This window comes from Bacteroides sp. D2 (genome assembly GCF_025147085.1).
Taxonomy (GTDB): domain Bacteria; phylum Bacteroidota; class Bacteroidia; order Bacteroidales; family Bacteroidaceae; genus Bacteroides.
Genome location: NZ_CP102261.1, coordinates 4,198,392 through 4,211,139, shown reverse-complemented (window position 1 = coordinate 4,211,139; position 12,748 = coordinate 4,198,392). Strand labels below are relative to the sequence as shown.

Here is a 12,748-nt window from a genome sequence, read left to right as displayed (position 1 = left end):
AAAGCACCATGAGAAAGACAATAATTTCAATAGGTTTCATTATATTCTTTGGCACTGCTACGGCAGTTGCCGGAGAAGACACAGCCGAACAGATTCGTCACCTTTTAGAAAAAGAAACGATACAACGGGCAGATGCCGCACTTCATGAGGAACCGGTCACAGTGACCGCTACCCGTGCGACAAGAAGTGCCGGAGGTATTCATGACTTCTATTCGGAGGGTGATTACTGGTGGCCGAATCCGGAAGCTCCCGACGGTCCTTATATCCGCCGGGACGGAGAAACCAATCCAGAGAATTTCACAGCACATCGGCAGGCCATGATTCGCATGAACCAACTGGTAGGCGACCTTACTTCCGCCTGGATACTTACGGGTAAACAAGTATATTCCGATGCAGCCATGCAACATATCCGGGCATGGTTTGTCAACCCGGACACACAGATGAATCCCAATCTGCTGTATGCACAGGCCATCAAGGGAGTAGCAACAGGACGAGGGATAGGAATCATCGATACGATTCACCTGATCGAAGTAGTGCAGTCGCTCCGCCTTATGGAAGCGAAAGGGATGATTGACAAGGAAGAAGTGCGGACTATCAAACAATGGTTCTCCGATTATCTGACCTGGATGTCCACACACCGTTACGGAATCAAAGAAATGGAAGCGAAAAACAATCATGGCACCTGCTGGGTCATGCAAGCCGCTGCCTTTGCCTTGTTCACGGACAATCGGGAAATGGTTCGTTTTTGCACGGAACGTTATAAAACAGTACTTTTACCCAATCAAATGGCTGCAGACGGCAGTTTCCCTTTAGAACTGGAACGCACCAAGCCCTACAGTTATTCTCTTTTCAACCTCGACGCAATGGCCACTATCTGCCAACTGCTCACTACCGGAGAAGAAGATATATGGAATTACACCACACCGGACGGCAAAAACATCGATAAGGGTATCGCCTGGCTTTATCCATACGTAAAAGACAAAAGTAGCTGGAAGAGACAACCCGACATTATGTTTTGGAAAGAATGGCCAGTGGCGCAACCGTTCCTGTTATTCGGCACGTTACATCATTTCAATAAAGAATATTTCAAAACATGGATGCAACTGGAGCATTTCCCCACCAACGAAGAGGTGGTACGTAATCTTCCCATCCGTCACCCGTTATTATGGATTCAATAAACTAGAAAATCAATAGAATATGAAAAACTTATTAGTATGCACATTATTGTTCGCCTCTGCTTTCACACTGAACGCACAGGTAGCCAACACCCGCATCTATGCTGCGGAAAAATTAGCCAAAGTAAAAGAAAAAGCCGATTCACCTCTATATGCCCCTGCCGTCAAAACTCTTTTAAGAGATGCCGACAAAGCTTTGAAGATGACTCCACCGTCCGTAATGGACAAAACAATGACAGCAGATAGCGGAGACAAACACGACTATATGAGCATGGGCCCTTACTGGTGGCCGGATCCATCCAAGCCTGACGGTTTGCCCTATATCCGTAAAGACGGACAAAGAAATCCGGAATTGGATAAGCTCGACCGCAACAAACTGGGAGATATGTCGAAAGCAGTCACCACACTGGGACTTGCCTATTACTTCTCCGGTGATGAGAAATATGCGCAAAAAGCCGTAGACTTCCTGAATGTCTGGTTCCTGGATGCCAAGACAAAGATGAATCCGAACCTCACTTACGGACAAACCATCCCCGGAAAGAATAAAGGCATGGGACGTGGTGCAGGCATGATTGATATTTACTCGTTCACGGAAATGATTGATGCCATGACATTAATGGAGAACTCGAAAGCATTTACTCCCAAAGTAAAGAAAGGGATGAAAGAATGGTTCACGCAACTAGTGGAATGGATGCAGACCAGTCCCGTAGCTGCCGAAGAACAGAGAGCAAAGAACAATCACGGTCTGGCTTATGACGTGCAACTGACAGCTTATGCTCTATATACAGGCAATCAAGACCTTGCCATGAAAACCATTCAGGAGTTTCCCGAAAAGCGTTTGTTCGCACAGATAGAACCGGATGGCAAACAACCATTGGAACTTGCACGTACCACTGCCCTGGGATATACGATCTTCAATCTGGGACACATGCTCGATATGTGTTCAATCGCCTCCACGCTGGGACAGGATATTTACAACGCCACCAGTCAGGACGGACGTTCCATCACGGCAGCACTGAAATTTCTGATTCCATATATCGGTAAACCACAGAGCGAATGGCCTTACCAACAAATCAAGGAATGGGACAAAAAACAGGAAGAAGCCTGCTGGATTCTTCGCCGTGCCTCCTTCTTTGATCCGAAAGCCGGATATGAAGCCATCGGCGCTCAATTCCGCGAGACACCCGCTAACAAAAGAATTCATTTAATCTATAGTTTAGAATAAGAAACACTTAAAATACTAATCAGATGAGGAACAAATTTATTCATTACCCTTTGGTAATGGCATTGATGCTGTTATTCTGTGTTCCGTGCGTTACCGTCACTTATGCACAGTCGTTTACCGTCACCGGAACAGTGACCGACAGTCAGGGTGGAATCCCCGGAGCGAATGTGAAAGTAAAAGGTGGTACCGCAGGTACAATCACCAACATGGACGGTCAGTTTACGTTGAGTGTCCCCTCTTCCAAGTCTATCCTGGTGATTTCATACATCGGATACACGCCACAGGAAGTTGCCATCAACGGTAAAAACAAATTGGATATTCACCTGCTGGAAGATACAAAGACACTAGATGAAGTGGTAGTCGTTGGTTATGGTGTGCAGAAAAAGTCTCACCTGACGGGATCTGTGTCCAAGATGGATATCAACAACCTGACAGATATTCCCGTGACCCAGGTAGACCAGTTATTACAAGGTAAAATTGCCGGTGTCAATATACAGAACTCTACTTCCGAAGCGGGAGCCGCCCCGCAAATCCGTGTACGTGGTATGGGTTCTATCAGTGCCGACAGTTCTCCGCTGATTGTCATCGACGGTTATCCCACACCGGACGGTCTTTCCACACTCGATATGGCAGATATTTCTTCCATCGAAGTATTGAAAGATGCCGCTTCGGCAGCCATCTACGGTTCACGTGCAGCCAATGGCGTCATCCTGGTTACTACCAAGACAGGAAAAGCCAGTAAACCGAAATACAGCGTGAAAGCCTCCACCGGTTTGAAATGGGCTTATAAGTTACATCCCATCATGAGTTCACAAGATTATTGCAGCATGATCGGATACGAATCGGTATTGAAAAATAAAACAATGTCACAGACAGAGGAGGCTTTCGGTCTCATTGATAACTACACCGACTGGCAGAAAGAAGGATTGAACAGCAGTCCGCAGATTCACCAGGTGCAGCTCTCCGTATCAGGTGGTAAGAATGACATCACTTATTATATTTCGGGCAACTATGCACAGGAAGACGGTATCATGCTCAACAGCAACTATACCCGCCTGAACCTGCGCTCACGCATCACTGCCCAACTATCCAAACGGGTAGATTTCAGTTTGAATCTGGCACCGTCATACACCAAGACAGAAACTCCTGCCACCAACTTCATGGATTTCTATCGTACACCCTCTTTCATGCCTGTACGCCATACTGCTGCCACTTCTGCGCTAACCGGCAAACCTATCGGTTCGTATGCACGAGGCAGTGACTTCAGCAATGTTACCTATACCCGTGAAGACGGAACAACTTTCACCCCAACCAGCAGTCCTTTTGGTTCGAGCAACAACAATCCGCGTTCACTGATGGATACGGAAGAACGTTTCCGCGAGGACTACAACCTGCAGGCGAATGCTTCTTTCAACGTCCAACTGATGAAAGGACTGGTATTCACCACTTCCAACGGCTTCTTTATCAAGTATCGCCAGAACAATCAATATCGCGATTATGCTGCCAAGAAAGATGAAGAATCTGCTATGGGTACTTATACCAACCGTCTGTATATCGACTTATTGAGCGAGAACACGTTAAACTATACCGGAAAGACAGGGAAGCATGACTACTCCATACTGGCCGGCTATACAGCGCAGACTACTTCTGAAAGAACTGCCGGTATCGTCGGACTGGGCTTCCCCACCGACTATATCCATACGCTGAACGCTGCAACTTCTTTCGACCTCGACGGAACTTATACCCAGAAATACCGTACGGCAATGATGTCCCTATTGGCACGTGCCACATACAGTTACGATGAGAAATACCTGCTTTCTGCCAGTATCCGTACAGACGGAAGCTCTCTGTTTGCCGACGGTCATCAATGGGGTTACTTCCCCTCGGTATCCGTAGGATGGCGTGCATCGGAAGAATCTTTCCTGAAACAATTCGGTTGGCTGAACCTGCTGAAAGTCCGTGCCAGTTTCGGTGTGACAGGTAATAACAGCATTCCTGCCAATTCATACTATGACCTGCTCTATCCCAACAATTACGCATTGGGAGAGGGAAATGGCAATCTGATCTCCGGACTCGCCAAGACCAGCGAAACCAAAGGTAACAACCGCATCACTTGGGAACAGACTTACGAATACAATGCCGGATTCGACTTGAGCATCCTGAACAACCGTATCAACCTGACAGTGGACGGATACTACTCCATCACCAAACAGTTATTATTCAAACAGCCGGTTCTTTCTTTCACCGGATTCAATAATTACTGGAATAATATCGGACGTATCCGCAACAGTGGTATTGAGGTGGAACTGAATACCCATAATATCCGCACCAAGAATTTTGAATGGGAAAGCTCATTCAATATCTCTTCCAACTTCAACAAGTTACTGGAACTTTCGGGAGAAGAACGACTGATCTCTACGGGTGAACGTAACGAAACATATCTGGCACAGGTAGGCAAGAGAGCCATTTCTTTCTTCGGCTACAAGACAGACGGTATTTACAAAAGTCAGGAAGAAGTGGACGCTGTTCCCCACTTGGCCAGTGCCGTACCAGGCAGTCTCCGGATTGTAGATATCAACGACGACGGAGTGATTAATGACAAAGACCGTACAGAAATCGGCAACCCATTCCCGACAGCAACATGGGGATTCACCAATACACTGACCTGGAAAGGCTTCGACCTCTACGTTATGATTCAGGGAGTTCACGGACTGGATGTATTCAACGGTGACGGCTACTTTACCGAAACCAAGAAGTTCAACCGCAACTACGTGAAAAACCGCTGGATCAGTGCAGACTATCCGGGCGACGGAAAAACTCCCTCTTTCGCAGCAAATGGCGGTGTCGCCTGGGAATTTACGGATTACCTGATTGAAGACGGCTCGTATGTAGCATTGCGCAATGTGACTTTAGGCTATAAGTTCAATAAGAAGCAGTTGAAGAAGATCGGTATCAGTTCACTCCGTCTTTATGCTTCAGGACAGAACCTGTTCTATATCTGGTCCAAGGACTACCGTGGTATTAATCCGGAAGCACGTAAGACGAGTGGTTCTTACAGTTCTCCTCTTATCAACGGTTACCAGTCAGGTGGGTTCCCCCTGCAATCGACAGTCACTTTCGGATTCGAACTTAATTTCTAACTCCTTAAAGACAAATAACAATGAAACTAAAACATACATTCATCGGTATTCTCTCAACCTGTGCGTTGGGACTCGCCTCCTGCGACCTGAACATCACGCCGGACTCTTACATAGCCGATATCAACTTCTACCAAAATGAAGCGGAAGTGAACACAGCCGTCATCGGTTGTTACGGAGGCATACATGCTCCACTGAATATAGAATGGGCGTTGACGGAACTTCGCTCGGACAACACTCGCATGAACGGCACCCGTTCCAGCAACGACGCATTCATGCAACTGCTGGCACTGGACCTTGGAACAATGGACGCCAGCAACCCGAATATCCGCACCTACTGGGAAGCTACCTATCAGAATATCAATAACTGCAACTCAATACTGAAACCCGAAGTGCTGGCCGTAGTGGAGAACGAAAAGAAACGTGCACAATTCGAGGGTGAAGCTCTCTTTATCCGCGCCTATCATTATTTCAATCTGGTACGTCTCTTCGGCCCAACCTTTCTGGTGACAGAAGAGATCAGTATCGCAGAATCACTAAAGAAAGACCGCAGTTCGGTGCAGGCCACTTATGCGCAAATCATCGACGACCTGAAACGTTCCGTTACGGATTTACAGGACATCACATACAGCTCTAATGATCTGGGACGTGCCACAGTACTGGCAGCCAAATCTCTACTGGCTAAAGTGTATCTTACCCTCGGACGGTATGAAGATGCCAAACCGTTATTAAGCGATGTAGTGACTGCCAAAGGCGAGACACTGAATGTCAAATATGCCGATGTGTTTGATACAACCAAAGAGATGAACGATGATATTATCTTCACTGTACGCTACAAAAGCGGTAGCTTGGGAATCGGTTCTCCGTTTGCCAATACATTTGCACCGCAAAACAGTGGCGCGAACGTAATCACGGGTAGCGGTGACGGTAAGAATTATCCTACGAAAGAAATATCCGCCGCTTACAGCAAAGAGGATTTGAGAAAGGACGTCAGCATGGCAGACAGTTATTATGATAAGAGCAAAGATGTGGAAGCACAAGTGGCTTATGTAAAGAAGTTCCTTTCGGAAGTATCTATACGATACGATGCTGAAAATGACTGGCCTATCATTCGTTATGCAGATGTACTACTGATGTATGCGGAAGTATTGAACGAAGTAGACGGTCCCTCTGCCGGATTGAAATACCTGAATCTGGTACGTGAACGTGCCGGACTAAGCAAAATCGAGAGTGATGCAGTGACTACTCGTAACGTATTCCGCACCTATCTTGAGAAAGAACGTCGTCTGGAACTGGCTTTCGAAAATCAACGCTGGTTCGACCTCTTGCGTTGGGGCAAGGCCATAGAGGTAATCAACAAGCATATTCAGGAAACTGAATGGGATTTCTATGCAGGCTACACCCAACAGATCAACAAGTTAAAGGATTATCAGTTGATACTGCCGATTCCACAAAGCGTAATCGACAATAATCCGGGCGTCATTACACAGAACCCTAACTATTAATACTAAACGACACAGAATCATGAAAAATAAATTCTATAGCCTATTCATCTTCTTCGTTCTCACTGCGCTGGCAGGTTGCAACGAAAAAGAATCGACTGATGTCATCGAGCAGGGTGATCCTCAAATTATAGAGTTCACCCCGACAAGCGGTAAGTTCGGACAGGAAATCACTATCAAAGGAGAATTCCTGCGCGATATACAAAAGGCAACAATTGGTGGCGTAGAAGCTACGATACGCTATAAGCTCTCTCAACAGGAGATTGTTATTGTAGTTCCCGCCAATGCCGGAAACGGGAAAATCGTTCTTAGTACAAAAGAAAAAAAGACGGAAAGTGAGCAGTCATTTACGATTGTATATCCGGTTCCCCAAGTGAAGAGTGTTCCTGCCGAAGCGCACGTGGGGGATCAGATTGAAATACAGGGTGAGAATCTGGACATCGTGTCCAAAGTGTGTTTCGGTGATAAAGAGGCTTCTATCTCCTATCAATCCGAAAGAGAAATCGTAGCAACCATTCCTTTCGTCATCACGGATGCTGCTCCTATCTCCCTCTATTATCTTGACTCTACAGGAGAGCAGTTCACTCAACCGGAGGGCCCTGATTTTGAGATCATCAAAGATATTCCGACCATTGACGCAATGGCAGAACGGGTGACCGAGGGAAGTTTGATTACCCTCAACGGAACTTTCCTGAATCTGATTGAAAGCATCCATTTCGGGGATGAAGTGAAAGTGACTAACTTCGTTGAGAAGACCGCCAACAGCATTGTATTCCGTGTTCCGGAATTGCCGGAGAGTGCTACTGTGGATGTTCTGGCCAAATATTATGAGGGAACAGGCAGTCTGACACTACGGAATGACTGTTATGTATTTATTCCGAGAGTATTCAGCTATCCGAATCTGAAGATGGGCGCACACCGCAATGAAGATTTCGGTAATATGATTAACGGAACTGCCGGACAGGTTTCCACCACTTGTATTCTGAAAGATGTTGATTCCCGTGCCCTGATTGATTTTGCAGCGGTACACAACAGTAACAATGACTTTGCATTGAACGGTCCGCAGAACGTAAAGGCTAATTTGAGAAACTACTGGTGTAACGGTACTCCATTACCTCCATTGAAGAGTTCTTCTACGGAAGCCGAAGTCAACGAAAACTTTGGTGAGTTTACTTCTACTGTCACCAAACTTCTTGTACTTCAGGAAAGCAAAGGATATGGCGAACTGATTAGAAACATTAAAGAAGGAAACATCGAAGAAATATCTCCTACCGACGAGATTACCAAAGCATTATTCAATATCGATATGGATGCGGAAGGTTCCAACTCGGTACGCAGCCGTCAGAAAACAGAAGCAGAGGATAAAGAAGCATCGAATATATACAAGGTAGGTAGTGTCGTTGTGTTCAAGAATCTGAAGAAGAATAAATTCGGTATTATGATTATCCGTTCTGTCAATGTAGACTTTGACGCTGTTAAGGCGACGAATGATGCCAATGCAACGATTACTTTCGACCTGTATTACCAACGTTACTAAAAAAGACGAAAGACAATGAAAAGACAATATAAATTTACCGCATTATCGGCAGTCTTGTTCTGCCTGATAGGTTTGTTGTACGGATGTACCCGTGACAATGAAATTATAATTCCGGAAACATCTGTCAATCCACCGGCTACGGATTATTCCGTAGCAATCGGTGACGAGGTTACCTTTACTGGACAGAATATGCATCTGATCTCTAAAGTGGCTTTTGACAATCAGGTGGTCAACATCACCACCGAGCCATCCAACCGTTCGCAAACCACGCTGATAGTGGCGGTGCCCGATAATTTTGAAGTGACACAGCATATCTCTGTCGTTGCCACTTACAATTCTGTACACAAACTTACTTTGAGTGATGCTTTCGAAGTGGTAGTGCCGGGTGTCACCGCTGATGTAAGTTCTGCTACTATCGGAGATAAGATCACACTTACAGGAAAGAATATGCACCTGATTACTAAGGTAAACTTTGGAGATCAAGTGGTATCTTTCGATCCCAATCCGGACCGTTCACATACTTCACTTATGGTAACTGTGCCCTCAACTTTCGATGTCACTAAAAAAGTTCAGTTGAGCGTTACATATACTACCAATACCGTGAATGTATCCAATGATTTTGAAGTAATCGTGCCACCGGTTATTCCCACTGTCACCACTGTTCTGGAAGGAGAAGTGGGCACAGGAGCCATTATTACGCTGGCCGGAACCAACCTGAATATTATCAAGAAACTGATGGTAAACGGTCAATCTTACGAGTTTACAGCTACCGCTACCAGTCTTTCTTTCAATGCTCCCGAAGATATTACCGAAAATTTAGTGATTGACAACGTAGTATTAGTGTATGACAACGTGTTGGGAGATAATCAGGAACTAGCCGTATCGGGAAGCGTAACTGTGAAACCGACCCCTACCCTGCCATACGTCCTTTGGGAAGATATCGAACTGGGAAGTCATGGAACGGAGAATGCTTTCTTTGATGTTACGAATGGACGGACGATGACTCCATGTGATGTAATCGAACATAAGGAATGGGTTACTTTCGCAATGGATAATACTAGCGGTGCGCCCACAGCACGTCTGTTGAACCCAGCCAATATCGGAACCAATCTTCTGAACAGTCAGTTTTGCAATGGTACAGCTTTGAATCTGAATGATTATGCCATCTGGAAAGAATCTACACAGACAACTCCGTTCAAAAAAGTCACGGATGACGCACTGATTGCCAAAGTAACAAACGGTGAAATCACCAATATTCGGGATGACATCGGAGATGTGAAAGCGTCTGATATCAAAACAAATACTCCGACTGTTGCAGCAGGAGAAGTGTATTACTTCTATCATAAGGAGAAATTCGGATTGATTTGGGTGAAACAGCTGAATATTCAAACAGACAGAAAACTGAACACCATCATTATGAATGTATATTACGAGAAATAGGCAATACAATAAAACGAGTACCCAAAAAGTTATATTATCCCATGAATTTACGAGCGAACTACTCCAAGAGAATCCGTTTGTCACTGGCTTTCAGTATTGTTGCAATGACTGTTTGCGCCCAGAGCATCTGGAATGCGGAACATCTGGAACAAGTGAAAAAGTCTCTCAACCAACCCGCATACAGCGCCACTTATCAGAACTTACTAAAGCAGGCAGACAAGGCTTTAAACGCCCACCATCTTTCTGTTATGATGAAAGATAAAACGCCACCAAGCGGAGACAAGCACGACTACTTGAGCCAGGCACGCTATTTCTGGCCGGACCCTACCAAGCCGGACGGTAAACCTTATATCAGCCGTGATGGTGTATCCAATCCGGAACTAGATAAACTGGACCGTAACCGCTTGGGAGAGATGGCTAATAATGTCACTACACTCGCACTTGCGTGGTATTTCAGTGGCAAAGAACAGTATGCACTGAAAGCAACCAAGCAGATTCGTGTCTGGTTTCTGGATAAGAAAACCTGCATGAATCCACATCTGAAATATGCACAGGTTGCGCCCGGACATAATAACGATCTTGGCCGTTGCTATGGTGTGATAGATACTTATTCGTTAGTGGAAATGCTGGATGCCGTCCAGCTTCTTGAAAAATCCCGTTCGTTCACCTCGAAAGATTCAGAGCAGCTAAAAAAATGGTTCGGGCAATTACTGGACTGGATTCTGACTAGCGAACAAGGAAAAGAAGAAGCCAGCCGCCCCAACAATCATAGTACTGCTTATGATGCACAAGCCATTGCATTTGCACTCTATACAGGCAATCATAAAGTAGCCGAACGGATACTTCGGGAAGTTCCCAAGAAGCGGGTATTCAAACAGATTGAACCGGACGGCAAACAGCCCGAAGAATTACGCCGGACATTGGCTTTCGGATATTCAGAATTTAATCTGCAACATCTGATAGATATTGCGACTATGGGAGAAAAAGCCCATGTACCTGTTCTTTCTGTCAGTTCTGCTGACGGACGAAGCATTTACAAAGCTGCCGATTTTCTGAAGCCATATCTTGGTAAGGGAGTCAAAGAATGGCCTTACAAGCAAATCAGCGAATGGAACGGTAAACAACAGGAATTATGTAAAGACCTGTATCGACTGTATCTGCTCGATTCCACTCGCACTGATTATTTAAAGGCATACCAGCAGTTCCGAAAAAACAATCCGAAAGATCTTTTTAATCTTCTTTTCCTGAAAGAGGAAAGTAAATAAACTCCCAAAGACTTGACTTTCGCTTCCGAATGTCGTATCTTTACAGAGTTAATGATAAAGTAGTTTCAATTAAACTGCACGTAAAGGAGGGAATTATGATTCCCTCCTTTCTTTTTATATATCAAAGAAAAAATCATATTCATAGAGGGGAAAGTTCCCCCACCCCGGCTTTCTTCTCTGTTTTGCCCGGTACTCATTCTCCTTCAACCCGGGGCATAGCGGTCTTCACCTTGCTTCTTACCGGAATTAGAGTGTGCGTTGCCATCTTTTAGAGGCTCTGTTCTCACCAAACAGACCGTCTGTTCAGGTAAAACAGAACCTCTATTGAAGTAAAACGCAATGTCTGTTTTCCCACTGTCTCTGCTAAGTTAATAATCAATAAAGTTGCTCTTGACAAAAAATAGCTTTATCTTTGGGGTTTGTTTAAGCAGACACAATAGGTATATATTATGAGTGAAAAGATTATCAAATGGGGCTTCATTGGTTGTGGAGAAGTAACCAAGACAAAAAGTGGTCCCGCTTTCCAGAAAGTAGAACATTCGGAAGTCGTAGCCGTGATGAGTCGTGACGGTGCGAAAGCGAAAGCGTATGCCAAAGAGAGAGGAATCAAAAAATGGTATGACGATGCACAAGAACTGATCGATGATCCGGAAGTAAATGCCATCTACATTGCCACTCCTCCTTCTTCACATGCTACGTATGCCATTATGTCCATGAAAGCAGGCAAACCTGCCTATATTGAGAAACCAATGGCTGTGACGTATGAAGAATGTACGCGTATCAACCGCATATCCAATGAAACGGGAGTTCCCTGTTTCGTTGCTTACTATCGCCGTTATCTCCCCTATTTCCAGAAAGTAAAGGAATTGGTAGAGAACGGGACTATCGGTAATGTTATCAATGTGCAGATTCGTTTTGCCCAGCCGCCACGCGATTTGGATTACAATCGCGAGAATCTTCCCTGGCGTGTGCAGGCTGACATTGCCGGAGGTGGTTACTTCTATGATCTTGCTCCGCACCAGATTGATTTGTTGCAGGATATGTTCGGCTGCATCCTCGAAGCAAGTGGTTATAAGAGCAATCGGGGTGGACTTTATCCTGCCGAAGATACATTAAGCGCCTGTTTCCAATTTGATAACGGATTGGTTGGTAGCGGTTCCTGGTGTTTTGTAGCCCATGACTCTGCCCGCGAAGATCGTATTGAAATTATCGGTGACAAGGGAATGATTTGTTTCTCTGTCTTTACTTATGAGCCTATCGGCTTGCATACCGAAAAAGGACGGGAAGAAATCTGTATCGGTAACCCGGAACATGTGCAACAACCTCTTATTCAGGCAGTGGTCGATCACTTATTAGGTAAGTCCGTTTGCTCCTGCGACGGGGAAAGCGCAACGCTCACTAACTGGGTAATGGACAAGATATTAGGTAAACTATAACCCGAAAAAAAGCAAAAAAAAGTATCATTTT

The 12,748-nt window shown here is 45.2% G+C and carries 8 protein-coding genes; all 8 read left to right on the top strand.

Features of this window, described 5'->3' with window-relative positions; genetic code table 11:
• Window positions 1-8 precede the first annotated feature (8 nt).
• The 8 genes from NQ505_RS14920 to NQ505_RS14885 all read left to right on the top strand — a co-directional run bounded on the left by NQ505_RS14920 (window position 9) and on the right by NQ505_RS14885 (window position 12,717).
• Window positions 9-1,178: an alginate lyase family protein gene (locus NQ505_RS14920; protein ID WP_008999140.1), complete on the top strand. Its 1,170-nt coding sequence runs from the start codon at window positions 9-11 to the stop codon at window positions 1,176-1,178.
• Between the two features lie 19 nt (window positions 1,179-1,197).
• Window positions 1,198-2,400 (top strand): alginate lyase family protein, encoded by a 1,203-nt coding sequence (locus NQ505_RS14915; protein WP_008999139.1) that lies wholly within the window; start codon window positions 1,198-1,200, stop codon window positions 2,398-2,400.
• Between the two features lie 23 nt (window positions 2,401-2,423).
• Window positions 2,424-5,540, top strand: a complete 3,117-nt coding sequence (locus NQ505_RS14910) for a SusC/RagA family TonB-linked outer membrane protein (RefSeq protein ID WP_008999138.1) — start codon at window positions 2,424-2,426, stop codon at window positions 5,538-5,540.
• A gap of 20 nt (window positions 5,541-5,560) precedes the next feature.
• Window positions 5,561-7,042 carry a RagB/SusD family nutrient uptake outer membrane protein gene (locus NQ505_RS14905; protein WP_008999137.1) on the top strand — a complete coding sequence of 494 codons (1,482 nt, stop codon included), beginning with the start codon at window positions 5,561-5,563 and terminating at the stop codon, window positions 7,040-7,042.
• A gap of 19 nt (window positions 7,043-7,061) precedes the next feature.
• Window positions 7,062-8,576 (top strand): IPT/TIG domain-containing protein, encoded by a 1,515-nt coding sequence (locus tag NQ505_RS14900; RefSeq protein WP_008999136.1) that lies wholly within the window; start codon window positions 7,062-7,064, stop codon window positions 8,574-8,576.
• A 15-nt stretch (window positions 8,577-8,591) separates the two neighbouring features.
• Window positions 8,592-10,016 carry a hypothetical protein gene (locus tag NQ505_RS14895; RefSeq protein ID WP_008999135.1) on the top strand — a complete coding sequence of 475 codons (1,425 nt, stop codon included), beginning with the start codon at window positions 8,592-8,594 and terminating at the stop codon, window positions 10,014-10,016.
• A 41-nt stretch (window positions 10,017-10,057) separates the two neighbouring features.
• Window positions 10,058-11,281, top strand: coding sequence for an alginate lyase family protein (locus NQ505_RS14890; protein WP_008999134.1), 1,224 nt, complete (start codon window positions 10,058-10,060; stop codon window positions 11,279-11,281).
• Window positions 11,282-11,730: 449 nt separating this feature from the next.
• Window positions 11,731-12,717, top strand: coding sequence for a Gfo/Idh/MocA family protein (locus tag NQ505_RS14885; protein ID WP_008999133.1), 987 nt, complete (start codon window positions 11,731-11,733; stop codon window positions 12,715-12,717).
• Window positions 12,718-12,748: the final 31 nt, after the last annotated feature.

What these genes read in the sequence shown, in the direction of transcription:
- NQ505_RS14920 (WP_008999140.1), top strand. Translation starts at nt 9, where the DNA reads ATGAGAAAGACAATAATTTCAATAGGTTTCATTATATTCTTTGGCACT.
- NQ505_RS14895 (WP_008999135.1), top strand. Translation starts at nt 8,592, where the DNA reads ATGAAAAGACAATATAAATTTACCGCATTATCGGCAGTCTTGTTCTGC.
- NQ505_RS14915 (WP_008999139.1), top strand. Translation starts at nt 1,198, where the DNA reads ATGAAAAACTTATTAGTATGCACATTATTGTTCGCCTCTGCTTTCACA.
- NQ505_RS14910 (WP_008999138.1), top strand. Translation starts at nt 2,424, where the DNA reads ATGAGGAACAAATTTATTCATTACCCTTTGGTAATGGCATTGATGCTG.
- NQ505_RS14890 (WP_008999134.1), top strand. Translation starts at nt 10,058, where the DNA reads ATGAATTTACGAGCGAACTACTCCAAGAGAATCCGTTTGTCACTGGCT.
- NQ505_RS14885 (WP_008999133.1), top strand. Translation starts at nt 11,731, where the DNA reads ATGAGTGAAAAGATTATCAAATGGGGCTTCATTGGTTGTGGAGAAGTA.
- NQ505_RS14900 (WP_008999136.1), top strand. Translation starts at nt 7,062, where the DNA reads ATGAAAAATAAATTCTATAGCCTATTCATCTTCTTCGTTCTCACTGCG.
- NQ505_RS14905 (WP_008999137.1), top strand. Translation starts at nt 5,561, where the DNA reads ATGAAACTAAAACATACATTCATCGGTATTCTCTCAACCTGTGCGTTG.